This window comes from Stagnihabitans sp. (assembly GCF_964946895.1).
This window is the reverse complement of the sequence record NZ_CBBQHX010000016.1, coordinates 71,141-94,667: the sequence shown is the minus strand read 5'-3', so window position 1 is coordinate 94,667 and position 23,527 is coordinate 71,141. Positions and strand designations below refer to the sequence as shown.

The following is a 23,527-nucleotide window of genomic DNA, read 5'->3' as shown; positions in this document are numbered from 1 at the left end:
GTGATCGACGCCGATCTTGGCTTGCAGGGATCTGACTTGCGCGCGGCGGAGCGGACCTTCCAGCTGATCCGCCAAGTCGCTGGCCGCGCAGGACGGGCAGAAAAGCGCGGCACGGCACTGCTGCAGACCTTTCAACCCGATCACCCGGTGATCAGGGCCATCCTGGGCGGCGACGAAGAGGCGTTCTGGACGGCAGAGGCCGCGGAGCGCAAGGCGGCTGGCGTGCCGCCCTACGGGAGGATGGCGGGGATTATCCTGTCGTCACCGGATGTGGCGCAAGTCTTTGACTTCGGCGCGGAACTTGCGCGGCGCGACGGTCCTTTGCGCAAGATCGGCGCCACGGTCTATGGCCCCGCCCCCGCCCCGATTGCCAGAGTGCGCGGACGGCATCGCGTGCGGCTTCTGGTCAAGGCCGACAAATCGGTACCCCTGCAGGCCGCCCTCGCGGAATGGGTGGGCCAACTGAAGCAACCCACCAACCTGCGGCTGGCGATCGACATCGACCCGCAGAGCTTCTACTGACCACCGGCCAACACGGGCCAAGCGCCCTTCCGTCCCCCGTCTGCCGCGGTGCCCTTGCCTTTGCAAAATCGTCCAGTGGCCGGCCAAGGACACAACGGTCAGGACCACGCGAGGACGGGCGATCCGCCCCTTCGGCTCAGATCAGCTTGCGGTCGCGGGCGATCATCGCGGCATGGGTGCGGTTGCGCGCCCCAAGCTTGCGGCTCATCGTCTTGACATGCAACTTGACGGTCACCTCTTGCAGGTCCAGCTCTCGGGCGATTTCCTTGTTGGACTTGCCGGCACAGATCCCGCGCAGCACTTCCGTCTCGCGCGGGGACAACAGCGTTTCTTCGTGTTGCGCGGGCTTGGCGATCAGCGAGACGGGCGCGAAGATGTCCCCGCCGATCATGCACCGCACCGCCGCGACCAGGGCTTTGGACCCGAGCGTCTTGGGCACGAAGCCTGCCGCCCCCGCCTCCAGGGCCTGTTCGGCCACGTCGGTCGAGATTGAGCCGGAAATCAACGCCACCGGACGTCCGGCATTGGCCGCCATGATCCGGGTCATACCCTTCAGCCCGGCCATTCCGGGCATGTTGTAATCTAGAAGCACCAGATCGAAGGGGCCGGTGCGAAGGATCAAGCCTTCGGCCTCGGCCACGTCAGAACAGGCGCGCACATCCGCAAACCCTTCCGCCTGCAGATAGGCGGCCAGGGTTTCGCGGACCAGATCGTGATCGTCGGCTACCAGTATACGCGCCATTCAACCGTCCTTTCTGGCCAAGCCTGAAGCCCCTCGCCGGTGCAATTCTGCCGCAAGACTCGCCAAACGCAGGGGCTGACTTCCCGAAAGACTACGCGACACCTATCCTTCGGAATAGGGCGTTTTCAGTCGCAGGAAAAGGGCTGGCTTGCTACGCCAGCCGGAGTGGAAGAAATAAGGCGGGCCATGGCGGTTCTTTCAGGCTTTTGCGGGGTTTTCGGGGTTCTTGTGTGCGTGCTGTCGGGGTTTCCGGGCGACGGGCAGACCCTTCCGGCCCGAACCGGGCCAACGATTCTGACGATCACCGGCCTTGACCCAAAGCTGCACACCGGCGGGCAAGAAAGGTTCGACATGGCCATGCTGGAAGCCCTGCCGCAGGATACCATCACCACGACCTCGATCTGGACCGAGGGCCTGCACCGGTTCACAGGCGTTCCCATGGCTGCGCTGGCCGCCTATCTGCATGTGGCCAACGTGACCCTGAGCCTGCACGCCTTGAATGACTACTCCATCGAAATGCCCCTGAGCGAGGCCGAACCGGACGCGCCCATCCTGGCCTATGAGATGGATGGCGCACTGATGCCGGTGCGCGACAAGGGTCCGATCTGGGTGATCTATCCCTATGACGCCGGGACCCGCTACCGCACCGACACCACCTACACCCGAAGCGTCTGGCAACTCGACCGGATCGACGTTTTGCGCTAAGATGATGTGGCCCAATCCTGCGTCCGGGCCGTCCCCGTATTGGAGATCGTCGCATTGATCCAACCTTCTCACCCGGCGCAGGCCTTTGCGCACAGGTTGCGCGTGGTGCTGGCGGTGGTTGGACTGGTGGCGATCGGCTTCGGGATTGCCGTTCTCAGCGTCAACGTCTCGCGCCAGATCAACCTGCAAAGCAGTGCAAGTTCCGACAATGTGCAATGGGCGCTGGCACAGCTGGATGTCGAGTTGCAGACCCTGACCCTGGCACTGGACGATGCCATCCAGACCCCCACTGACCTGTCGCAGATCAGAACCCGGTTTGACGTCTTTTACAGCCGTCTGGATACCCTGCAGGTGGGCAGCCTTTTTGCCGAATTGCGCCAGAACCCTGCGTTCACCGCCAGTTTCGACCGGCTCAAGGGGTTCGCGGCCAAGACTGCCGCGCAGATGGATGGCCCGGACGCCGATCTGGTCAAGGCGCTCCCCGACCTCGGCCGGAAGACGCGGGACTTGCTGGCCGACGCCCATCTGATCGCCCTCAAAGGGGTCGCCAGTTTCGCCCAACTGTCTGATGTCCGGCGGGCCGCGGTGGAGTCAACGCTGATCGAGCTTGCCGGGATGACGATGGTTCTGGTGGCTATTCTGGTCGCCATGTTGCTGCGGGTGCTGCGGCTGGACCGGGTCAACCAATTGAAAGCCGCCGAAAATGCCGAGACCCTGACCCGGCTGGACGCCGTGGTGGCCACCTCGCTGGATTCGGTGATCACGCTGAACGACGAGGGTCTGATCACGGAATTCAATCAAGCCGCCGTCCACACCTTCGGCCATGGCCGCGACGAGGCGGTTGGCCAGCCGCTGACCTTACTGATCCCACCCAATGCCGAAGGCCGTTCGCAACTGCCCCCACGCAGCCAAAGGTTGGATGCCAGCCAGCGCCGCAGGCGGGTGACGGCCCGGCACCGCGATGGCCACGACTTTCCGGCCGAAGTCTCGCTGGCCTCCTCGCAGGTGGGCGCGGGCTGGGTGCATGTGGTCTTCCTGCGCGACCTGTCCCAGCAACTGGCGGCCGAACAGGCGCTGGTGACGGCCCGCGACGAGGCCTTGGCGGGAGAGAAGGCCAAGGCCGACCTTCTGGTGGTGATGAGCCACGAGATCCGCACCCCGCTGAACGGGATGATCGGCACGATGGAACTGTTGGACAGCACGGCCCTTGCCCCGCACCAGCGCGAATACCTGCGGATCATGGCCGCCTCGGGACGGTTGCTGATGCATCATGTCAATGACGTGCTCGACATCGCCCGGCTGGACAGTGGCAAGGCCGCGCTCAATCTGGCGCCGGTCGACCTGTCGGATCTGGTGCGCGAGGTGATCGAGAACCAGACGCCGACCAGTCTGGCCAACGGCAACGCGCTGACCTTCACGCCGTCGGATGACGACCGCCATCTGGTTCTTGCCGACGCGGCGATGCTGCGGCAAGTCTTGATGAATTTGGTCGGCAATGCCGTGAAGTTCACCCATGCCGGCCTTGTCACGGTCGAGGTGACGCAGCGGTCGCCGCAGGGCCCCACCGAAATCGCGGTGCATGACACCGGCGTAGGCATCCCGCCCGAAGATCGCGCGCGGATCTTCGAGGATTTCGTTACCCTTGATGCGTCCTATGCCCGCCGCGCCGCTGGCACCGGTCTTGGCCTTGGCATCGTTCGGCGCGTCGTGACCCGGATGGGTGGCAAGATCACGGTGGAGAGCGAGGCCGGTCAAGGCAGCACCTTCCGCGTCTTTCTGCCGCTGACACGTCTGGACGACGACGCGTTGCTGCCCGATCGGGCGAGCGGTCCGGCCAAGGTCTCCGGCCTGTCGGTGCTGGTCGTCGAGGACAACGATTTCAACCGCCTGATCGTGCGCGACATGCTGTTGGCCGAAGACCACAGCGTCACCGAGGCGCGTGACGGGCTGGAAGGCGTCAGACTGGCAGAGGGGCAGAGGTTTGACCTGATCTTCATGGACATTTCGATGCCGGGCATTGACGGGTTGCAGGCCGCCAAGCGGATCAGGACCGGGCACGGCGCATCGCGCAGCACACCGATTGTTGCGCTGACCGCCCATGCCCTGCCAGAAGAAGCCGAGCGATTTCGCGCAGGGGGGATGACGCAAGTGCTGATCAAGCCGATCACGCGCGACACTTTGGCAGCCGTGCTGGCAGGACTGCCCGACCTCGGGTTGGCCAAACCGTCCGACGCCATGCCGTCCGAACCGCCGGACGACGGTTCGGACGAAGGGCTTGTCGACATGTCGGTTCTGGCCCAGTTGCGCGACAGTCTTGGGGCCGCCAAGACCGATAAACTGATTGGCAAGTTCCTGCTCGACACCGACAAGCGCATTCATGACCTGACAGAGCGGGTGCGCGCTTCGGCCTCTGACGCCGATCTGGCCAGCGAAGTCCACCGGTTGAACGGCACTGCCGCCATGTTTGGCGCCGCGTTGCTGCACACTCAACTGTCGATGATGGAAGACCTGTGCGACCAGCGAAAGACCGATCAGGCCCGGGCCGAGGTGCCAAACATGATCGCGCTGTGGCACCGCACGACGCAGGCTTACCGCAGGATCGGGTCCTTGGACCAGGCCTCTAGCTTGCGGTAAAGGGTTGAGGGAGACAGGTCCAGCACACGCGCCGCCTTGGGAATTGACCCACCGTAACGCGCCAGCGTGGCGGTGACGATGATCCGCTCCACCTCGGCAAGCGGGCGTCCCAGAAGACTGTCCATCAACGGCTCGGCCTCTGGCGGGGCGGGCACATGCGCCGCAGCCCCAGAGCCGGTTTCCACGGTGCGGGCCATGTCTTCCGGCAGCATGGTCAAAGTGACCGGACCGCCCGGGTTCAGGACCACCACGTTGCGGATGACGTTGAGCACTTGCCGCACGTTGCCGGGCCAAGGCAGGCGGCGGAACAGGTCGGCGACGTCGGCGGTCAGGCCGTCAAAACGGCGGCCCTCTTCCTCGGCAAAGCGGCTCAAGGCGGCCTCGGCGATCTCGATCACATCGTCGCCCCGGTCGCGCAGTGGCGGCATGTGGATGGGGACGACAAAAAGCCGGTAGTACAAATCCTCGCGGAACTGGCCGCGTCGGACGGCGTCCAGCGGGTCGCGGTTGGTGGCGCAGACGATGCGGACGTTGACCTTGATGGGCCGCGTGGCCCCGACCGGCACGACGGTCGAGGTTTGCAGAAAACGCAAGAGCTTGGTCTGCAGGGCCGGAGCCATCTCGCAGATTTCATCCAGAAACAGCGTGCCGCCATCCGCCGCCGTGGCCGCCCCCGGTTTGTCAGAGATCGCACCGGTGAAGCTGCCCTTCACATGGCCGAAAACTTCCGATTCCAGCAGGTCATGCGGGATGGCACCGCAGTTCAGCGCGATGAACGGGCCCTTGGCGCGGGGCGAATTGCCATGCACCGCCAGCGCCGCAAGTTCCTTGCCCGTGCCACTTTCGCCGGTGATGAAGACCGTGGCCATCGACCCCGCAACCGAGGAAATCTTGGCATGGATGCGCGCCATGACCTCGGACGACCCAATGAAGGAATTTGCGCCCTGCCCCGCCTCTTTGGGCACGACACGGCGGGGCGAGGTGCGTTCGATCGCATTGCCAACCGCGTTCAGAAAGCGCGCCTCGTCAAAAGGTTTCACCAGAAACTCATGCGCGCCCGCCCGCATCGCCTCGACCGCCTTGTTGATGGAGCCGTTGGCGGTGATGATGATGACGCGGGTGTCGGGGCGCACGGCCATCATTTCGGCCATCAGGTCCAGCCCGTCACGGTCCGGCAAGCCAAGGTCCAGCAGCACGACCTGCACCCCGGTGGCCAGAAACTGCGCCATGCCTTCCGCAGCCGAGGCCGCGACCCGCACGTCATGGCCCGCGCCCAGCAGAACCGAGCGGTAGATCAGTTGCAACGAGGGGGTATCCTCGATCAGCAGCACAGTCACCGATTTGCCGCGGGCTGGGGCCATGTCAGCCCCCCATGCCCAGTTCGACGGACACGGCCCGCAGCCGCTGGGTCAGGGCCACCAACCGGGGCAGAACCTCGGCGGCGAGGGGCTCTGCCTCGGTCCGGCGATCGTCCTTGGCGCATTGGTTAAGGTCCTGCGCCTGACGGTAGATCTGCTCGGCACCGATGGTGCCCGCGATCGCCAGCAGAACATGGCTGTGCTTGCGCAGGGCCGCCCGGTCACGCTGGGCAAGGCCGGCGTTCAAACCTGCCGCCACCTCGTCCAGATCGGTGATCAGACGGCGTATCAATTCGCGGCCGTCAGTTGGCCCGGCCAGCGCCAGAAGGCGCAACAAGGCGGCTTCATCAAGGCCCTGCGGACCGAAAGCGGCATCCCGGGTTCCGTCCACCGTCACGCGCTGAACACTGCTACCCGCCATGGCATCCCCACACCGCACCCACACACTTCAACCGCAGGTTACGCCTTCAGGGGCCAGAGTCCAGAACCCAACGCCCGAACCCTAGCCGTAATGCGCCACCGGCGAGCCTGCCAGCGCCGAGACGTTCAGCAGCCCGCGCACCGTGATCGAGGGGGTGACGATATGCGCCCGATTGCCCATTCCCATCAGGATCGGACCAACCTCAAGCCCGCCAGCCTTCATCTTCAGCATGTTGCGCGCCGCATTGGCGGCATCGGTATAGCCGAAGATCAGGATGTTGGCAGGACCCTTCAGACGCGAATTCGGGAAGATGCGGTCGCGCAATTCATCATCCAGCGCGGCATCAAGGCTCATCTCGCCTTCATATTCGAAGTCGCATTCGCGGGCGTCCATGATCTCCATCGCCGCCCGCATCCGGCGGCCCGAGTCACTGTCAAGGTTGCCGAAGTTCGAATGCGAACACAGCGCCACCTTGGGCTCTACCCCGAACCGGCGGGCGTGACGGACGGCCCCCATCGCCGCCTGCGCGATCTGCTCGGGCGAGGGGATCGGGTTGACCTGGGTGTCGGCCACGAACAGCGGACCATCCTCAAGGATCATCAACGACAAGGCGCCATGCGGGTGGCGCCCACCCCGCGCCAGCACTTGGCGCACATAGTTCAGGTGCCACAGATATTGCCCGAAGACACCGCAGATCATGCTGTCCGCGTCGCCGCGGTGCACGGCAATCGCCCCGATGGCGGTGGAGTTGGTGCGCAAGACCGCCCGCGCCGTATCCGGTGTCACCCCCTGCCGTTCCAGAAGCTGGTGATAGCTGCCCCAATAGTCGCGATAGCGGTGATCGCTTTCGGGGTTCACGATCTCGAAATCGCGATCTGGCCGGATCGACAGACCAAAGCGTTCACAGCGCGCCGAAATCACGTCTGGTCTGCCGATCAGGATCGGCTTGATCGTCATTTCTTCCAGCATGGCGTTGGCGGCACGCAAGACGCGCTCGTCCTCGCCCTCGGCAAAGATGATCCGGCGGTTCGAATTGCGGACGGTTTCGAACACCGGACGCATGATCAGGGCGGATTTGAAGACCGAGGAGTCCAGCTTTTGCCGATAGGCGTCCAGATCGTTGATCGGGCGCATGGCCACGCCGGTTTCCATCGCGGCCTTGGCCACCGCACTGGCGACGACGCCGATCAGACGCGGGTCAAAAGGCTTGGGGATCAGGTAATCGGCCCCGAACGTCAGCTTTTCCCCGGCATAGGCGGCAGCGGCCTCGGCACTGGTCGTGGTGCGGGCAAGGGCCGCGATGCCCTCGATGCAGGCCAGTTCCATTTCCGCGTTGATCGTGGTGGCCCCAACATCCAAAGCGCCCCGGAAGATGAAGGGGAAGCAAAGAACGTTGTTGACTTGGTTGGGAAAATCGCTGCGGCCGGTGGCGATGATGGCATCGGGCACGGCGGCGCGCACGGCATCGGGCAAAATTTCCGGGCTGGGGTTGGCCAATGCGAAGACGATCGGACGGCTGGCCATTTTCTTGACCATCTCCGCCGTCAGCACGCCGGGGCCCGAGAGGCCAAGGAACAGGTCGGCGCCTTCGATCACATCGGCCAGCGTGGCAGGAGTCGTGCCTTGGGCATAATCTGCCTTCTGGTCGGTCATCTGATCGACCCGGCCGTGGTAGACGAGGCCCGCAAGGTCACACAGCCAGACATTCTCGCGCTTCACGCCCAGCTTCAGCAGCATGTTGAGGCAGGCAATCCCTGCCGCCCCGCCCCCGGTGGACACGACCTTGATGTCGCCAAACGCCTTGCCCGCGACGTGCAGCGCGTTGGTCGCCGCCGCCCCCACAACAATCGCCGTGCCATGCTGATCATCGTGGAAGACCGGGATCTTCATCCGCTCGCGGCACAGCTTTTCCACGATGAAGCAGTCGGGCGCTTTGATATCCTCAAGGTTGATCGCCCCAAAGGTCGGCTCCAGCGCGCAAACGATGGCGGCCAGCTTCACCGGGTCGGGCTCATTCAACTCGATGTCGAAGCAGTCGATGTTGGCGAATTTCTTGAACAGAACCGCCTTGCCCTCCATCACGGGCTTCGAGGCCAGCGCCCCGATGTTGCCAAGGCCCAGCACCGCAGTGCCATTGGTCACCACCCCCACCAGATTGGCACGCGAGGTGTACCGGCTTGCCGTCGCCGGATCGGCCTTGATCTCCAGGCAGGCCTCGGCCACGCCGGGGCTGTAGGCCCGCGCAAGGTCCTTGCCGTTGGCAAGAGGCTTGGTCGCCCGGATCTCCAGCTTCCCCGGTTTGGGGAATTCGTGGTAATCCAGTGCGGCTTGCCGCGCATTGTCAGCCCGCGCTTCGGTCATGTCCGTCTCCTCAACCATCCGTCCACCCTGACACAGCCGAGGCCATTCGGCTGCCATCAGGTTTCCTGCATCACCTTTCGGCACTTCTTGCAAATCACCAAGGCGAGGGCCACCATGTCGCAAAGCGAAAGAGAATGCCATGCCCGATCCCCAAACCGAGACCCGCGCCGAAATCCTGCTTCCGACCAAGGACCTGCGGGGTGACCTGCCCTTTTTCACCAAGACGCTGAAGATGCGGCTCGACATGATCTATCCAGCCGACAACCCGCATGTCGCCGTCGTCTCCGGCCACGGTCTGCGCCTGCGTCTGGATGCCGAGGCGAAAAGCGCCCCCGGCCTGATCCGCATCCTGTCCGACGATTGGGCGGCGATTGCCGAGGGTCAGTCTGCGCTGACATCTCCCGGCGGGACTTCGGTGGAACTGGACGAGTTGAACCCGCCCTTGGTGCTGCCCAAGACCGAACACGCCTTCGTCGTCCGCCGTCTGGCCGATCAGGCACCCTGGGTGATCGGCCGCGCGGGCATGATGTACCGCGACCTCGTGCCGACACGTCTCGGCGGCGCCATGATCGCCAGCCACATCCGGGTGCCCGATGGCAAGGTGCCGGACATGGTGCATTTCCACAAGGTTGGCTTCCAGCTGATCTTCTGCATCAAGGGCTGGGTCGACGTCCTTTACGAAGATCAGGGCGGCCTTCGACGCCTGCACGCCGGCGATTGCTTCATCCAACCGCCCACCATCCGCCACCGCGTCGCGGAATCCGGCGACGACATCGAGGTGATCGAAATCGGCGTCCCGGCCGAACACATCACCGAAATCGACCACACCCTGACCCTGCCCAATGCCACCCTTGCCCCTGACCGCGAATGGGACGGCCAGCGATTTGTCCATAACCTGGGCAGCACCGGCACCTTCGCCCCCTTCCGCATCCCGGGGTTTGAGGCGCGCGACACCACGATCAACGCCAACACCAAGGGCGTCGCCTCGGTCATGGTCGCCCGCCCCACAGGTCAAGCGCCCTGGACCAAGCATGAAGGCGACATCCTCTTCACCTTCGTCATGTCCGGCGAGATGACCCTGGAAGGCGAGGGCAAATCCCCCTATCGCCTGACCGCCGGCGACGCCTTCGTCATCCCGCCCGGCATGGCCACCCGCTACGCCGAAACAACGCCGGATCTGCAACTCCTCGAAGTCTCGCTGCCCGGCACGTTCCAGACAACCGCGCTCTGACCTCTTCATTCAGGTCCAAATATCCCACGGGGGTGCGGGGGTGTGAAACCCCCGCCTTTTCAGCCTGCGCGCCGCTTGCAAGCCAGCTGCAATCGGCCCACAATTCCTGTCCAGATGGTCAAAGGAGTCTCCATGCTTCTGCAACTTGCCACCAATGTGCGCCTGCGCGCCTATGCCCCCTACTCCCGCTTCAAGGTCGGTGCTTCGATCCGTTCCACCACCGGCCAAACCCATGTCGGCTGCAACGTCGAGAATGTGGCCTACCCCGAAGGCACCTGCGCCGAGGCCGGGGCCATTGCCGCGATGATCGCCTCGGGCGACACGGCGATTGCCGAGATTCTGGTGATCGCCGACAGCCCCTCGCCCGTGCCGCCCTGCGGTGGCTGCCGGCAGAAAATCGCGGAATTTGCGGCACCTGATGTCAAGGTCACCCTGTGCACGACCGACGGCGCGCAGTTGGTCATGACAGTCGCCGACCTGCTGCCCGGCGTCTTCACCGCTGCCCATATGGCGAAAGCCTGATGGACGCCCGCGCCATCATTGCGCAGATCCGCGACGGCCGCGTGCCCGCGCCGGAAGAGTTGAAATGGTTCGCGAACGGCTTGGCCAATGGCACCGTGACCGACGCGCAGGCGGGTGCCTTCGCCATGGCGGTTCTGCTGAAAGGTCTGGGAGAGGCGGGCCGCGTCGCCCTGACCACCGGCATGCGCGACTCCGGTCAGGTGCTGACCTGGGACCTGCCCGGCCCGGTGATCGACAAGCACTCGACCGGCGGCATCGGCGACAGCATCTCGCTGCTTCTGGCACCTGCCTTGGCGGCCTGCGGCGCCTACGTGCCGATGATCTCGGGCCGTGGCCTCGGCCACACTGGAGGCACGCTGGACAAGCTGGAAGCCATCCCCGGCTTCCGCACCGGGCTGGCGGAAGACCAACTTCGCCGCCAGATGAAGGAAATCCGCTGCGCCATCGTCTCGGCCAGCGCCGAGATTGCGCCCGCTGACCGCCGCCTCTACGCCATCCGAGATGTCACCGGCACGGTCGAAAGCATCGACCTCATCACCGCCTCAATCCTCTCCAAGAAGCTGGCGGCAGGGCTTGAAGCCCTTGTTCTTGATGTCAAATGCGGCTCTGGCGCCTTTATGAAAACGCTCGCGGATGCCGAGGCACTGGCCCGCGCCCTCGTCTTTACAGCGCAAGGCGCCGGCTGCATGACCTCGGCGCTGATCACCGACATGAGCCAACCGCTTGCCACCGCCGCCGGCAATGCGCTGGAAGTGTCCGAGGTGATGGAGACGCTGACCGGCACTTCCGTCAACGCCGCCCTCTGGGATCTGACGATGGCCTTGGGCGGCGAGGCGCTGGCCTTGGGCGGCATTGCCGATGACGTGCTGGACGGTGAGGCCCGCATCGCACAGGCGCTGGAATCTGGCGCCGCCGCCGACGCCTTCGGCCGCATGGTCGCAGCCCAGGGCGGGCCCGCCGATTTCGTCGACCGCTGGCCCGACCGCCTGCCCGCCGCCACCGTGATCCGCGAGGTGCCCTGCCCGCGCCAGGGCTTCGTGCAATCCATCGACGGCGAGGCCCTGGGTCTGGCCGTCGTGCGCCTTGGCGGGGGCCGCCAGCGAGAGGGCGACAAGATCAACCCGTCCGTCGGCCTCTCCGACCTCGCCGGGATTGGCGAGGATATCGGCCCGGGCGACCCCCTCTGCATGGTCCACGCCGCCACCGAGGCACAGGCCGAGGCGGCGATCCGCGTGATCCAGGCCGCCTACACGTTGGGCGACACCGCCCCGGAAGACCCGCCACTTGTGCTGAAAAGGATCGCCTGATGGCGCGTGCGTTCCTGATCGTGATGGATTCCGTAGGCTGCGGCGGCGCCCCCGATGCGGCAGCCTTTGGTGATGAGGGCGCCAACACCCTCGGCCACATCGCCAAGGCCTGCGCGGAAGGACGGGCCGAGCACGGCAGATCCGGTCCGCTGAAAATGCCGCACCTCGACGCCTTGGGCCTTGGCGCCGCCATCCGGTGCGCCTGCGGTGCCGAAACCACCCTGACCGCCGCCCCGCAAGGCCGCTGGGGTGCCGCGCAGGAAATCAGCAAGGGCAAGGACACCCCCTCCGGCCACTGGGAATTGGCCGGCGTTCCCGTGCCATGGGACTGGACCTATTTCCCCAACACGGTGCCAGCGTTTCCAGCGGATCTCACAGCCCTTGTCTGCCAGTTGGCGGGCACGACCGGCATTCTCGGCAACTGCCACTCCTCCGGCATGCCAATCATCGCCCAGCACATCGTGGAACACCTGCGGACAGGCTGGCCGATCTGCTACACCTCCGCCGACTCGGTCTTCCAGATTGCCGCACATGAGGAGGCTTTCGGGTTGGACCGGCTCCTGAAGCTTTGTGCCGATCTTGCCCCCCACCTGCACGCCATGAAGGTGGGCCGTGTCATCGCCCGCCCCTTCACCGGCACGCCGGAGGCCTTCCACCGCACCCCCAACCGCCACGATTACGCCATCGCCCCCCCGGCCCCGACCCTGCTTGATTGGGCGACCGGGGCCGGCCGCGCGACCCACGCCGTGGGCAAGATCGGCGACATCTTCTCGATGCACGGGGTGGGCAAGCTCTGGAAAGGAAAGAATGATGCCGACCTTTTCGATCATCTCGACCACCTTTCCTCCAAGGCAGAGCCCGGTTCCTTGACCTTTGCCAACTTTGTCGAGTTTGACAGCCTCTACGGCCACCCCCGCGATGTCTCTGGCTACGCCCGTGCGCTGGAATGGTTCGACACCCGCGCAGGCCGCTTCCTCAGCACACTCCGCCCCGGCGACCTGGCCCTGTTCACGGCCGACCACGGCAACGATCCCACCTGGCGCGGCACCGACCACACCCGCGAGCGTGTCCCCGTCCTGATCGCCGGCGCAGGCACCGGCGAGATCGGGCTCTGCGCCTTCACCGATGTGGCAGCCTCCCTCGCTGCGCACCTGAGCATTCCATCGCAAGGACCGGGCAGGTCCTTCCTGTGACGCTTTGCTCCTTTGCAAATACTCACGGGGGGTCTGGGGGGCCGTCAGCCCCCCAGCCTTTCAACAGGAGCGCCCGATGACGCCCAAACTTGAACTCCACCTCCATCTCGAAGGCGCCGCCCCGCCGCGATTTATCGCGGCGCTTGCCAAGGAAAAGCACATCGACATCGGCGGCATCTTCACACCGCAAGGCACGTACCGCTTCGACGGCTTCGCCGAATTCGTGAAGGTCTACGAGGCCGCCTGTACAACCCTGACAACGCCCGAGGACTACCAGCGCCTCACCCGCGCCGTTCTGGAAACCCAGGCAGAAAACGGCGTGATCTACACCGAAATCTTCCTCTGCCCCGATTTCTGCGGCGGGCGCGACCGGGGCGCCTGGCGCGAATATCTGCAAGCCATGCGCGAAGAGGCCGATGCGCTTGAGCGCGAGGCCGGGATCACCATGAAAGCCATCGCGACCTGCATCCGCCATTTCGGCCCCGACAAGGCACGCCAAACCGCGCTTTGCGCCGCCGAGACGGCAGGGGATTTCCTTGTCGGCTTCGGCATCGCCGGCGCGGAAACCATGGGCGCTTTGAAGGACTTCACATGGTCCTTCGATGCGGCGCGCGAGGCAGGCCTCAAGCCGACCATCCACGCGGGCGAATGGAAGGGTCCCTCCGAAGTGCGCGATGCGCTGGCGCTCGGCGCGCTTCGGATCGGCCATGGCGTGCGCGCCATCGAGGACCTCGCCCTTGTCGATGAACTTGCCGAAACCGGCGTGGTGCTGGAATGCTGCCCCGGCTCCAACGTCGCACTTGGCCTCTATCCCAGCTTTCGCAAGCATCCGATCGGCCAGCTTCATCATCGGGGCGTCAAGGTTACCGTCTCCACCGACGATCCGCCCTTCTTCCACACCACCCTGACCCGCGAATACGAGATGCTGCACGAGGCGTTTGACTGGGATGACGGCGTCTTTGCCGCTCTCAACCGCACAGCCCTTGACGCCGCCTTTTGTGACAAGGATACGAAGGACAGGATCGGCAAGCTGCTGGAGGCTGCACATGGCTAAGAACCTGCCCGAATTTATGAACCTCACGGTCGTGAGCCACCCTTTGGTGCAGCACAAACTGACCCTGATGCGCGAGAAGGACACGTCCACCGCGTCATTCCGCCAGCTGCTGCGCGAGATCAGTCTGCTCTTGGCCTATGAGGTCACGCGCGAACTGCCGATGACCACCAAGAAGATCGAAACGCCGCTGTGCGAGATGGATGCCCCGGCGATTGACGGCAAGAAACTGGCGCTGATCTCGATCCTGCGCGCCGGGAATGGTCTGCTGGACGGCATTCTGGAACTGATCCCGGCGGCCCGCGTCGGATTCGTCGGTCTGTACCGGGACCATGAGACGCTGCAACCCGTGCAGTATTATTACAAAGTGCCCGATCATCTGGACGAGCGGGTCTGCATCGTGGTTGATCCGATGCTGGCAACGGGCAATTCCAGCGCTGCGGCGGTGTCGCTGCTGAAGAAGTCAGGTGCCAGAAACATCCGTTTCCTGTGCCTTCTGGCCGCCCCGGAAGGCATCCGTCACATGAATGAAGCACATCCTGACGTGCCGATCGTCACAGCATCTGTGGATAGCCATCTCAACGACCAAGGATATATTGTTCCGGGGCTAGGGGATGCGGGTGACCGCATGTTTGGCACAAAATAAGGGAATTACCCTTTACTCAGACCCTATCTTGATTCATGATTCTCCCCAGCTATTGGGGGGCTCTTTCATGGCTGTCAATATATTGAGCGGTGCAGTTCTCGCGACGATGCTGATGGCTCCGGCTGTGGGGGCGCAAAGCCTTGACCAGATCGGCGGGCCCGCCAGCCTGCCGCCGCCCGGATTTCAGGGCCAGCAGTTCGTCGACAGCCGGGGATGCCTGTTCCTACGGGCCGGCTATGGCAAGAACGTGAATTGGGTGGCGCGGGTTGACCGCAATCACAAGCCGATCTGCAACCTGAGCCCGACCGGAAGTGCCGCGGCACAGGCGGCGGTGGCGGCCGATATGGCACCCGATCCCTTGGCAGCGGCGCAAGCACCCGCCGGTCAGGCGCAAGCACCGATCCTTCAAGCCCCAATCCTTCAAGCACCGATCCTTCAAGCTCCGGCCGCTCAAGCGCCAGTGCCGCAAGGCAACCTCTTCGCCCTTCTGGCACCCGCCCCGCAGGGCCCGGGTCCCAGCGCAGCCCCCAAGCCGACCATTTTCACCTCGCCCGCCCCGGCCAAGGTTGCAGCCGCTGCGCCCATGCAACAGATGGCGCCGGCCTATCAAGCCAGCACCTACGTCGGCCCGTCAGCCGCGCCCGTGGTGGTGCAGGCCGCTCCGTCGCAAGGCGCTGACGTCTCCATGATCTCTGTGCAGGTTGCCCCCGTTCCGGTTTCCGCACCGCCGCAACCGACGGCTGCAAGCCTGCGTGTCCTGCCCAAACCGCCCAAGGGATGGGTCTATGCCTGGAAGGACGACCGGCTGAATCCCCTGCGCGGCATAGGCACCCTGCAAGGCGAGGCGCAGCAGGATCAGGTCTGGCAGCGCACGATTCCCATGGTTCTGGTCGGCGACCCGTTGCCACAGACCGCTTGGCAACGTGCGTTCGGCATTCACCCAAAGGCCAAGACCGCCCGCGTGGCAGGGCCGACGGCCGCAGCCGGGCAGCGCACCACCGTTTCGACCATGTCGGCGGAACCGGCATTGCCAATCGCGGCCCCGGTTGCGGCTGCGCCCGCCCCCTTGGCCACCGGCACCCTTCGCATCCAGGTCGGCTGCTTTGCCGATCCGGCCAACGCGCAAGGCGCCGCGTCCCGGCTGGCCGCACTTGGCCTTCACGTGTCAACGGCGCAAATCTCCCGCAATGGCAAGGACTTGCAGATCGTCTATGCCGGACCCTTCGGCAGCACGGCAGAGGCGTCGCAGAGGCTGGTCGCCGTGCAAGGCGCGGGCTTTGCCGACGCATTCCTGCGCTGACCTCAGCCCCACCGGGTTTCAAGGCGGACCACCGCAAGCAGACAGGCCCCGGGCAACGTCCCGGGGGTTTTCATCCCGCGCAGATGCTTTGCAGACTGACCCAGTCATTGTCCGGCAAGATCGCCGTCGGCGAGACGCCTTTGAAGGGGTCCGCCTCGATCAAGCCCAGCGTGGTTTCGCCACTGGGGTCCACCGCGCGCGCATAGGCGGTCGAGGAGAGGTTGAGCTGGCGAAACTTCTCCAGCAGGCGGTCGGCATCAAGGGCGGCGGGCTTGGCGGCGAGCAGGCTTTCGGCATAGCCATTGACGGCACCGTCGGGCAGGTGGCCGGTGGTCAGCAGGCGCACGGTCGCGGCAAGGCCGGCATGGCGCAGAATGGGCAGGACCGGGTCGCTGACCTCTGCCCGCAGAACGGCGGCCAGAACATAGCCGGCGATCGGCTCAGGATCTTGCGCCGCATCCAGAAGCTTGCCCGACACCAGAACGATGCCACCCGGCAGCGCTATGGCATCGGCCACCCCATCGCGCACCACGTCAATTTCGCCAACCCCTTGACCTGACAGCTTTTGGGCCAAGGCCGCCGCCCCGCGCTGCCCCAAGGGATTGACACAAGGCGAGCCGGTCAGCCGGGCGGCATCCTGCAGCACCAGCTTGCCGATCTGCACCCGCGTCACCGTCGGCAGAACCGAGGCAGTGTGGCGGATCATCGCCTCTGGCAGCCAGAGGAAACCGAACACCCCGGCAAAAAGCACCACCAGCGCGACCGTGATGCCCCGCACCCGGCCGGGGCGCGGCCGACGGCGGATCAGGGTGGTGCGCACCGTCTCGAGGGCGGCGATCATGTCGCGATCATCGACCTCGACCGTTTCGGACGGGGACCCGTCTTCCAGCCGCCCGGGGGTATACAGCGCAGGCATCGCACCCGGATTGACCCGCTCGACCGAGGGCAAAGACCAGTGCGACAGCGGCATTTCGGTGCGCGGATCGGCCAAAACCAGCGTGGTGTCGCGCAGATTGACCAAAACCTCGCGCAATTGCGAGGTGGCCGTCAGACGCCACAGCCCTGTGCATTCCAGCCTTTGGTATTTCGTCAGCGCTGTCATCGGGCCTTTGGGTCTGCTGTCTGCCAGATGACCTTACCGGAGGACCCCACAAGCCACAATCCGCCGCAGTCCAACCGGCAACAGCCCGCCAAAAGGGCAAATCCCTGACATTCCGTCGCATTCAGGCGGGCAAGACCCCGAAATCACAGATCGACTGGGCAAAAAGGCGGAGGCGGCGATGGCAAGCGGGCAGGCTGTGGGCGACAGGACATTGGCGGCGGCGGGAATGATCCTGATCTATGCCGGGATCATTGGATTCACGGACAATTTTGTCCGGGTGATCGCCGCTCAGGCGGGGCTGTGGCAGTTTCATGCAACCCGCACCGTGATGGCGATTGGCCTGCTGGTGGCGCTGTCGCGCCCGCTGCACCTGCGCTTGCGTGCGCAGAACCTGAAAGCTGTGCTTGCGCGCTCTGCCATCCACGGCATTGCGATGGTGATCTATTTCGGGGCCCTGGCCTTTCTGCCCGTGGCGCTTGTCGCGGCGGGCCTGTTCACCTCGCCGATCTTCGTGCTGCTGATCGAGCGGTTTGCCTATGGCAGCCACATCGGCCCATTCCGGGTGCTGGCGGTTCTGCTCGGCTTTGCCGGCGTCATTCTGGTGCTGGGGCCCGAGGCGATGCAGGGCGCATCGTTACCAGCACTGCTGCCGGTTCTGGCGGGGGCCATGTATGCGATGGGCAACATCGCGACCCGGCGCTGGTGCCCGCAGGAAAGTGCCGAAACGCTGCTGGGCGGCTTCTTTCTGGCGCTTGGGCTTGCCGGACTGATCGGGATGGCCGTGCTGACCGTCGCGCCCCTGCCGGTGCCAAACGGGACGGCGGGCTTTCTGATGCGCGGCCCGGTCTGGCCCACGCAGGCCTTCTGGCTGTGGACTTTCGTGCAGGCGGCGGGCTCTCTGCTTGGGGTGGGCCTGATGGTGCGCGCCTATCAAGTGGCTGATGCGACACGGGTTTCGGTATTTGAATACGCGATCCTGCCCGCCTCGGCCGCGTGGTCCTGGGTGATCTGGGGCGAGGTGCTGACCCCTTTGGCCGTGGCCGGCATGGCGATGATCGTCGCTGCCGGAATAATGATCGCCCTGCGGTCCCAGGCCGCACAAACCGTGCATCCGGCTTGACTTGCCGCCGTCAATGCCTTTCCTGCAAGCATGGCTTGAGCGGGAGGTTTTGATGTCGATTCCGGTTGATGAAGCTGAACGCGAGGCCATTCGGTTCTTCTACAATCGGACCGGACACGCGCGGACAGACGTCAACAGGCTGTCATCCCCCAGGCGCCGCACCGCCAAGACCCTGCAGGACCATTGGACCCTGATGCGGGCCGCCGGGGTTCTGGCAGAGCCCGAAACGATGCTGCGGGCCGCCGCAGAGGCCCGGGCGATGATCGCGCAGATGCGCAAGACCCCTGTCGGTTTTGATGCGCAACGCCGTACTCTGGCCTATACTCTGCTGGATCAGGGCAGGCCCGGTTATGGGGTGGATGACGTCCTGCGGTTCCTGCCACCCAATCTTCCCGCCCCGGCCATGCGGCGGACAGCGGCGCGCCTGCTGGAGGCCAGAAAGCGCCTTGGCCCGCTGTTTGGGCCGATCCACCGCTATCTGGAAGGCGCGGGGCCGCTGCAAGCCCTTGAAACCGCAGACCTTGGCCTGATCGCGCCGCTTCACATCCTGGCCCAGCCGGAGGACGGCGACACCGATCTGCCCGCCACCCTGCTGCGAACGCTGGCCACCACGGCGGAGTTGGCGGCGGCGGCGGGGCTGACGGTGTCGCTGATCCCCGACTATCTGTTCTGCGTTCTGCAGCGGCGCCCGGCCCATGTGTTCAGCTTCCACACGGCGGGCCAATTCCCCGGCTTTGTCCATTTCAAGAAAGCCGATTTGCCCGATTATATGGTGATCGATGCCGGCGGATATTCCGGCTGGTCCTCGGTATCAGGGCGGGATCTGGCCAGTCTGGATTTGCCACCGCTGGAGGAGGCCAAAGCGGCCTGCCAGATGATTTACCGCGATGTGGTTTTGGCAAATGTTTCAAAATACCGGCAGCCGGAGACCAATCTGGCCGAAGCGCCGTTGCCGGCGCGCTATGTCTTCGTGGCCTTGCAGGGGCCGCTGATCGACGCGCCGCATCTGGTGAAGTTCAGCACCAAGGCCATGCTGCAGCTTGTGGTCGATCGGTTTGCCGGCACAGATGTTGCGGTTGTCGTCAAGCTGCACCCCAAGGTGAAGGACCCCAACATGATCGGCTGGCTGATCGGCCTGGCCGAAACCGGCGCGATCCTTCTGCGCGACGACAGCATCCACACGCTGGCCTCGCGCTCCGATGCGGTGATGACGATCAATTCCGGGGTCGGTTCAGAGGTGATGATCCACCGCAAGCCGATCTATTGCTTTGGAGCGTCTGATTATGATGCGATTGCCCACCGCATTACCTCGGTCGAGCAATTCCACGCCCTGACAACGCCCATTCGCCCCGCCGTGTCCGACGACGATCTGGTGCGTTTCATTGCCTATTACCGACGACAGTATCTGGTAGATCGCGGGCAACCGGGCCGCTTTGAACGCGCCTTGCAGGAGCGGGTGATTGCGCCCGCCCTGCGCAGCACGGCGTCTTAACCGGGTTCGACCGCCTCGCGCCAATGGCGGCGACAGAGACTGACGTAGGTCTCGTTGCCACCGATCTGCACCTGCTCGCCCTCTTTCAACGCGCTGCCATCGGGGGCACGGCGGATCACCATCGTGGCTTTGCGGCCGCAACTGCAGATCGTGCGGACCTCGCGCATCTCATCGGCCCAAGCCAGAAGCGCGGCGGAGCCGGGGAAAAGGTTGCCTTGAAAATCGACGCGCAGGCCGTAGCACATGACGGGAACGCCCAGATCATCAACGGCGCAGGCCAGTTGCCAGACCTGTTCCTTGGACAGGAACTGCGCCTCATCAATGAAGACGCAGGCGATTTTATCCTTTAAAAACCGTGCTTTAAGCTTCGAAAACAGATCCTCGCCCGGGGCGAAGGTGTCGGCTGGTTCCCCGATGCCGATGCGGCTGGCAATCCGGCCCTCTCCGGCGCGGTTGTCGAATTGGGCGGTGATCAGATAGGTCGCCATCCCCCCCTCGCGGTAGTTGTGCGAGGCTTGCAACAGCAGGGTGGATTTCCCGGCATTCATCGTCGAGTAGTGAAAGTACAACTTGGCCATGGGGTGATTTACCCAAGGCCGCAGTCTTCTGCAATAAGGGCCAGCTTGGGAAGACGGGCCCGCCAGAGCCTGTTTGCGAGACTTCGGCCCGGCGGACCCCCACCCAAACTGGCCTTTCGGCCAGCACTCACACAGCCCCCAACATCGGGACTTCTTTATACATGACAAAGTGTTGTCATCAGATTAATGGGAAAAACGGAGGGAATTTCCCTCGGTTTACGCGGTTTGGAATGATGTCGCTGGAAAGTTATCTGAAAAAGCATACCGAGGCTTTGGTCAAGGATGTGGGAATTGAAGCCGCCTGTGACTTGACCGGGAAATCGAAAGCCACGCTGGGCCGCTATTATTCCGACGCCGAGGAACATGACGACCGTTTCATGCCGATTGATGTGGTGGCCCAGCTGGAGGCCGCCTCGGGCTTTCCGCATGTGACGTCAGCGCTGGCGGATTTGCGTGGCATTACATTGTCTTACGATGGCACCAAGCACAATGCGGCCTCAGGCGGGGTCAACCATGATGTGGTGGCGCTGGCGCAGCGGTTTGCGCAGCTGATGTCGGAATACAATCAGGCGATCGGCGACGGGCGGATCACGATCAACGAGGCCAAACGGATGCTGCGCGAAACGCTGGCCATTCAGGAGGTGATTCTGGAAATGAAGCTGAACCTGGAACACGAGGTCAGCTAGGGTCGGGACCTTGGCCCCGACCCCATTGATTTAGCGCGACTTTTGGCGGGCCGGCGATTGGACGCCGCCGGTCTTGGACGCCGGGCGCACCGGCTTGGCCACGGCGGGGCCAGTCGGGCGCTGGCCCGGTTTGCCCTGACCCTGCGGGCGCTGGCCCATCGGCTTGCCACCCGGACGACCGCCGCGGCCTTGTGCGGGCTTGGGCGCGGCGGCGACTTCCGAGGAGGACCAAGGCGCGCCACCGATGACGGGAATCACCTTTTTCAGCAGCTTTTCCACGGCTTGCAGCTCACCCATCTCGGCCGGGGCGCAGAAGGCGATGGCGTTGCCCTCGGCCCCTGCCCGCGCGGTGCGGCCGATGCGGTGGACGTAGTTTTCCGGCACGTTCGGCATGTCGAAGTTGTAGACGTGGCGGACGCCGGGAATGTCGATGCCACGGGCGGCGACGTCGGTCGCCACCAGCACGTCAAGCTGGCCGTCGCGGAATTCCGTCAGGGTGCGGTCGCGGTGGTTCTGGCTTTTGTTGCCGTGGATCGAGGAGGCCTTGAAGCCCCATGCCACCAACAATTTGTAAAGCTTTTCAGCACCATGCTTGGTGCGGCCGAAGACCAGGGCCTGTTCGCCCGGGTGCTTGAGCAGGTAGGATTCCAACAGTTTGGCCTTGTCGCCGTTGGGGATGTAGTGGACGCCCTGGACGATTTTCTCGACCGGTTTTCCCGGGGGGGCGACCTGCACGCGGATCGGGTTGCGCAGGTAGGTCTGGCTGATTTCCTCGATGTCATTGGGCATCGTGGCGGAGAACAGCAGGGTCTGGCGGTGCTGCGGGATGTATTTGGCGATCTTGCGGAGCGAATGGATGAAGCCCATGTCCAGCATGTGGTCCGCCTCGTCCAGAACCAGATAGCCGCAGGATTCCAGCGTGACGGCGCCGCGTTCCAGAAGGTCGATCAGGCGGCCGGGGGTGGCGACCAGCACGTCAGAGCCCTTCAGCAGGCGGTCGGCCTGGCGGTTGATCGAGGCGCCGCCGACGACCATCGTCACCTTGACGGCGGTGCCCTTGGTAAAAGTCATAAAGTTTTCAGCGATTTGCGCGACGAGTTCGCGCGTCGGCGCCAGAACCAGCGCGCGGACGTGGCGCGGGGCCGGCGGGTGGCCGATGTCCAGAAGGCGGTGCAACAGCGGCAGGCCGAAAGCGGCGGTCTTGCCGGTGCCGGTTTGCGCCAGACCCATCAGGTCATGGCCCTTCATGATATGGGGAATGGCCTGCGCCTGAATGGGCGTCGGCGTGGACATGTTGGTATTTTCCAGCGCTTTCAGGATCTTGGGCGAAAGGCCGAGGTCTGCGAATGTGGTCATGGTTGGTCCATCAAACATAGGGACAATGCACCCTCGCCAGCGGAGGAGTCCGCGGGCCGTGCACATTGCAGGTACCCCTGCGTGATGGTGGGAACCGTCATCCGGGCCTTCAGGTGCTCACGCGGCACGGGCTTCGGATAGGTGGCAGATGGGGGTGTTTTGGCGAAATGTCAAGCGGGGGATTCTGCGGTGCAGAATGTGGCGCAGGCGGAATCGGGGTTAACGGGCTGAAAAGCTTGGGTTTTGGTTGTATGTTTGGCGTATTTTATCCGTATTTTCCGCGTCATTTTTCCGTAACGACACGGGGGGCGCTGCCCGCGTGGTTAACGCAACGCCCGGTCAGGCGAATTGTTCGACGATCAAACGCTCTTCCAGCCCGTGGCCGGGGTCGAACAGGATGCGGTGGCGGACATCGGGTTCGGAGCGGATCTCGACCGAGACCACATCCGTCACAGGGCGGGTGTCGGCATCGGCGCGGACCGGGCGCTTGCCGGGGTCGATGACCTCGAACCGGACCACGGCGGCTTTGGGCAACAGGGCACCGCGCCAGCGGCGGGGGCGGAAGGCGGCGACGGCGGTCAGGGCCAGAACATCGGCACCGATCGGCAGGATGGGGCCATGGGCGGAGTAGTTGTAGGCGGTGGAACCGGCGGGGGTCGACAGGAGGCAACCATCGCAGACCAGTTCGGGCATGCGTTCCTTGCCATCGACAAGGATGCGCAGCTTGGCGGCTTGCGGGCCGGCGCGCAGCAGGGAAACCTCGTTGATCGCCAGCGCGTGGGTCACGGTGCCATCGGTGGAGACGGCCGTCATGGCCAATGGGTTCAGCACGGCCTCTTCGGCGGCGGCGAGGCGTTCGGACAGGCCCTCGGTGGAATAGGTGTTCATCAGGAAGCCGACGGTGCCGCAGTTCATGCCATAGACCGGCAAGCCGGTTGAGTGTTCTTCGTGCAGGGTTTGCAGCATGAATCCGTCGCCGCCAAGCGCCACGATGATGCGGGCCTTGTCGAGATCGGTCTGGCCATAGCGCGCGGTCAGGCTGGCCAAAGCCTCTTGGGCGGCGGGCGCGGAACTGGCGCGGAAGGCGATTTGGCCGAATGTCATGAGGCTATCCCTGTTTTGCGGCCACTCTTGGCAGGCTGGGCGGATAACTCAAGCCCTGCCATAACCCGCGACAGTGGTTTTCCATGGGCTGATTAA

At 64.5% G+C, this 23,527-nt stretch carries 20 protein-coding genes and 1 pseudogene; 13 read left to right on the top strand and 8 right to left on the bottom strand.

Features of this window, described 5'->3' with window-relative positions; translation table 11 throughout:
* A pseudogene (locus AC1Y2B_RS12495) lies at positions 1-522 on the top strand (replication restart helicase PriA); the annotation flags it as partial.
* 136 nt (positions 523-658) lie between these two features.
* On the opposite strand, the gene AC1Y2B_RS12490 reads toward AC1Y2B_RS12495, so the two are convergent.
* Entirely contained in the window at positions 659-1,264 is a 606-nt protein-coding gene (locus AC1Y2B_RS12490; protein ID WP_482253420.1) for a response regulator transcription factor, read from the bottom strand.
* Positions 1,265-1,450: 186 nt separating this feature from the next.
* Between AC1Y2B_RS12490 and AC1Y2B_RS12485 the strand changes: the two genes are divergently transcribed.
* Together AC1Y2B_RS12485 and AC1Y2B_RS12480 are read left to right on the top strand one after the other, a co-directional pair.
* Positions 1,451-1,969 carry a putative pterin-binding protein gene (locus AC1Y2B_RS12485; protein ID WP_482253419.1) on the top strand — a complete coding sequence of 173 codons (519 nt, stop codon included), beginning with the start codon at positions 1,451-1,453 and terminating at the stop codon, positions 1,967-1,969.
* Between the two features lie 54 nt (positions 1,970-2,023).
* Complete coding sequence (locus AC1Y2B_RS12480; RefSeq protein ID WP_482253418.1) at positions 2,024-4,603, top strand: hybrid sensor histidine kinase/response regulator; 2,580 nt, start codon at positions 2,024-2,026, stop codon at positions 4,601-4,603.
* Here the strand turns inward: AC1Y2B_RS12480 and AC1Y2B_RS12475 are convergent.
* The 3 genes from AC1Y2B_RS12475 to AC1Y2B_RS12465 form a co-directional block, all read right to left on the bottom strand.
* Positions 4,558-5,964, bottom strand: a complete 1,407-nt coding sequence (locus tag AC1Y2B_RS12475) for a sigma-54-dependent transcriptional regulator (protein ID WP_482253417.1) — start codon at positions 5,962-5,964, stop codon at positions 4,558-4,560. The two genes, AC1Y2B_RS12480 and AC1Y2B_RS12475, sit on opposite strands and share 46 nt — an antisense overlap.
* Before the next feature lies 1 nt (position 5,965).
* Positions 5,966-6,382, bottom strand: a complete 417-nt coding sequence (locus AC1Y2B_RS12470) for an Hpt domain-containing protein (RefSeq protein ID WP_482253416.1) — start codon at positions 6,380-6,382, stop codon at positions 5,966-5,968.
* 81 nt (positions 6,383-6,463) lie between these two features.
* A complete protein-coding gene (locus AC1Y2B_RS12465; protein ID WP_482253424.1) occupies positions 6,464-8,743 on the bottom strand; it encodes an NADP-dependent malic enzyme in 2,280 nt (759 codons plus the stop codon).
* A 139-nt stretch (positions 8,744-8,882) separates the two neighbouring features.
* On the opposite strand from AC1Y2B_RS12465, the gene AC1Y2B_RS12460 reads away from it, so the two are divergent.
* The 7 genes from AC1Y2B_RS12460 (at position 8,883) to AC1Y2B_RS12430 (ending at position 15,993) form a co-directional block, all read left to right on the top strand.
* The gene (locus AC1Y2B_RS12460; RefSeq protein WP_482253415.1) at positions 8,883-9,974 is read left to right on the top strand and encodes a cupin domain-containing protein; all 1,092 of its coding nucleotides are present in this window, start codon (positions 8,883-8,885) and stop codon (positions 9,972-9,974) included.
* A gap of 132 nt (positions 9,975-10,106) precedes the next feature.
* A complete protein-coding gene (locus tag AC1Y2B_RS12455) occupies positions 10,107-10,496 on the top strand; it encodes a cytidine deaminase (protein WP_482253414.1) in 390 nt (129 codons plus the stop codon).
* Positions 10,496-11,803 carry a thymidine phosphorylase gene (locus AC1Y2B_RS12450; protein WP_482253413.1) on the top strand — a complete coding sequence of 436 codons (1,308 nt, stop codon included), beginning with the start codon at positions 10,496-10,498 and terminating at the stop codon, positions 11,801-11,803. The genes AC1Y2B_RS12455 and AC1Y2B_RS12450 overlap by 1 nt, the downstream gene beginning before the upstream one ends.
* On the top strand, positions 11,803-12,996 hold the full coding sequence (locus AC1Y2B_RS12445; protein WP_482253412.1) for a phosphopentomutase: 1,194 nt from the start codon (positions 11,803-11,805) through the stop codon (positions 12,994-12,996). Before AC1Y2B_RS12450 ends, AC1Y2B_RS12445 begins: the two co-directional genes overlap by 1 nt.
* Positions 12,997-13,072: 76 nt before the next feature.
* Complete coding sequence (locus AC1Y2B_RS12440; RefSeq protein ID WP_482253411.1) at positions 13,073-14,050, top strand: adenosine deaminase; 978 nt, start codon at positions 13,073-13,075, stop codon at positions 14,048-14,050.
* Positions 14,043-14,693: a uracil phosphoribosyltransferase gene (upp, locus tag AC1Y2B_RS12435; RefSeq protein ID WP_482253410.1), complete on the top strand. Its 651-nt coding sequence runs from the start codon at positions 14,043-14,045 to the stop codon at positions 14,691-14,693. The genes AC1Y2B_RS12440 and upp overlap by 8 nt, the downstream gene beginning before the upstream one ends.
* A gap of 67 nt (positions 14,694-14,760) precedes the next feature.
* Positions 14,761-15,993 (top strand): SPOR domain-containing protein, encoded by a 1,233-nt coding sequence (locus AC1Y2B_RS12430; RefSeq protein ID WP_482253409.1) that lies wholly within the window; start codon positions 14,761-14,763, stop codon positions 15,991-15,993.
* A gap of 70 nt (positions 15,994-16,063) precedes the next feature.
* Here AC1Y2B_RS12430 and AC1Y2B_RS12425 read toward each other — a convergent pair whose 3' ends face one another.
* A complete protein-coding gene (locus AC1Y2B_RS12425; RefSeq protein WP_482253408.1) occupies positions 16,064-17,095 on the bottom strand; it encodes a hypothetical protein in 1,032 nt (343 codons plus the stop codon).
* 178 nt (positions 17,096-17,273) lie between these two features.
* Here AC1Y2B_RS12425 and AC1Y2B_RS12420 point away from each other — a divergent pair, with 178 nt between their 5' ends.
* Both AC1Y2B_RS12420 and AC1Y2B_RS12415 read left to right on the top strand, forming a co-directional pair.
* Positions 17,274-18,215: a DMT family transporter gene (locus AC1Y2B_RS12420; protein WP_482253407.1), complete on the top strand. Its 942-nt coding sequence runs from the start codon at positions 17,274-17,276 to the stop codon at positions 18,213-18,215.
* Positions 18,216-18,267: 52 nt separating this feature from the next.
* Positions 18,268-19,707, top strand: a complete 1,440-nt coding sequence (locus AC1Y2B_RS12415; RefSeq protein WP_482253406.1) for a capsular polysaccharide export protein, LipB/KpsS family — start codon at positions 18,268-18,270, stop codon at positions 19,705-19,707.
* On the opposite strand, the gene AC1Y2B_RS12410 is transcribed toward AC1Y2B_RS12415, so the two are convergent.
* A complete protein-coding gene (locus tag AC1Y2B_RS12410; RefSeq protein WP_482253405.1) occupies positions 19,704-20,285 on the bottom strand; it encodes a thymidine kinase in 582 nt (193 codons plus the stop codon). The two genes, AC1Y2B_RS12415 and AC1Y2B_RS12410, sit on opposite strands and share 4 nt — an antisense overlap.
* Before the next feature lie 233 nt (positions 20,286-20,518).
* On the opposite strand from AC1Y2B_RS12410, the gene AC1Y2B_RS12405 reads away from it, so the two are divergent.
* Positions 20,519-20,971 carry a hypothetical protein gene (locus AC1Y2B_RS12405; protein WP_482253423.1) on the top strand — a complete coding sequence of 151 codons (453 nt, stop codon included), beginning with the start codon at positions 20,519-20,521 and terminating at the stop codon, positions 20,969-20,971.
* Positions 20,972-21,001: 30 nt separating this feature from the next.
* On the opposite strand, the gene AC1Y2B_RS12400 is transcribed toward AC1Y2B_RS12405, so the two are convergent.
* Positions 21,002-22,327, bottom strand: coding sequence for a DEAD/DEAH box helicase (locus AC1Y2B_RS12400; protein ID WP_482253404.1), 1,326 nt, complete (start codon positions 22,325-22,327; stop codon positions 21,002-21,004).
* A 339-nt stretch (positions 22,328-22,666) separates the two neighbouring features.
* Positions 22,667-23,431: an NAD kinase gene (locus tag AC1Y2B_RS12395; protein ID WP_482253403.1), complete on the bottom strand. Its 765-nt coding sequence runs from the start codon at positions 23,429-23,431 to the stop codon at positions 22,667-22,669.
* Positions 23,432-23,527 lie beyond the last annotated feature (96 nt).

Coding starts and splice junctions, on each gene's coding strand:
- AC1Y2B_RS12490 (WP_482253420.1), bottom strand. CDS start 1,264: ATGGCGCGTATACTGGTAGCCGACGATCACGATCTGGTCCGCGAAACC.
- AC1Y2B_RS12485 (WP_482253419.1), top strand. CDS start 1,451: ATGGCGGTTCTTTCAGGCTTTTGCGGGGTTTTCGGGGTTCTTGTGTGC.
- AC1Y2B_RS12475 (WP_482253417.1), bottom strand. CDS start 5,964: ATGGCCCCAGCCCGCGGCAAATCGGTGACTGTGCTGCTGATCGAGGAT.
- AC1Y2B_RS12470 (WP_482253416.1), bottom strand. CDS start 6,382: ATGGCGGGTAGCAGTGTTCAGCGCGTGACGGTGGACGGAACCCGGGAT.
- AC1Y2B_RS12465 (WP_482253424.1), bottom strand. CDS start 8,743: ATGACCGAAGCGCGGGCTGACAATGCGCGGCAAGCCGCACTGGATTAC.
- AC1Y2B_RS12460 (WP_482253415.1), top strand. CDS start 8,883: ATGCCCGATCCCCAAACCGAGACCCGCGCCGAAATCCTGCTTCCGACC.
- AC1Y2B_RS12455 (WP_482253414.1), top strand. CDS start 10,107: ATGCTTCTGCAACTTGCCACCAATGTGCGCCTGCGCGCCTATGCCCCC.
- AC1Y2B_RS12450 (WP_482253413.1), top strand. CDS start 10,496: ATGGACGCCCGCGCCATCATTGCGCAGATCCGCGACGGCCGCGTGCCC.
- AC1Y2B_RS12445 (WP_482253412.1), top strand. CDS start 11,803: ATGGCGCGTGCGTTCCTGATCGTGATGGATTCCGTAGGCTGCGGCGGC.
- AC1Y2B_RS12440 (WP_482253411.1), top strand. CDS start 13,073: ATGACGCCCAAACTTGAACTCCACCTCCATCTCGAAGGCGCCGCCCCG.
- upp (WP_482253410.1), top strand. CDS start 14,043: ATGGCTAAGAACCTGCCCGAATTTATGAACCTCACGGTCGTGAGCCAC.
- AC1Y2B_RS12430 (WP_482253409.1), top strand. CDS start 14,761: ATGGCTGTCAATATATTGAGCGGTGCAGTTCTCGCGACGATGCTGATG.
- AC1Y2B_RS12425 (WP_482253408.1), bottom strand. CDS start 17,095: ATGACAGCGCTGACGAAATACCAAAGGCTGGAATGCACAGGGCTGTGG.
- AC1Y2B_RS12420 (WP_482253407.1), top strand. CDS start 17,274: ATGGCAAGCGGGCAGGCTGTGGGCGACAGGACATTGGCGGCGGCGGGA.
- AC1Y2B_RS12415 (WP_482253406.1), top strand. CDS start 18,268: ATGTCGATTCCGGTTGATGAAGCTGAACGCGAGGCCATTCGGTTCTTC.
- AC1Y2B_RS12410 (WP_482253405.1), bottom strand. CDS start 20,285: ATGGCCAAGTTGTACTTTCACTACTCGACGATGAATGCCGGGAAATCC.
- AC1Y2B_RS12405 (WP_482253423.1), top strand. CDS start 20,519: ATGTCGCTGGAAAGTTATCTGAAAAAGCATACCGAGGCTTTGGTCAAG.
- AC1Y2B_RS12400 (WP_482253404.1), bottom strand. CDS start 22,327: ATGACCACATTCGCAGACCTCGGCCTTTCGCCCAAGATCCTGAAAGCG.
- AC1Y2B_RS12395 (WP_482253403.1), bottom strand. CDS start 23,431: ATGACATTCGGCCAAATCGCCTTCCGCGCCAGTTCCGCGCCCGCCGCC.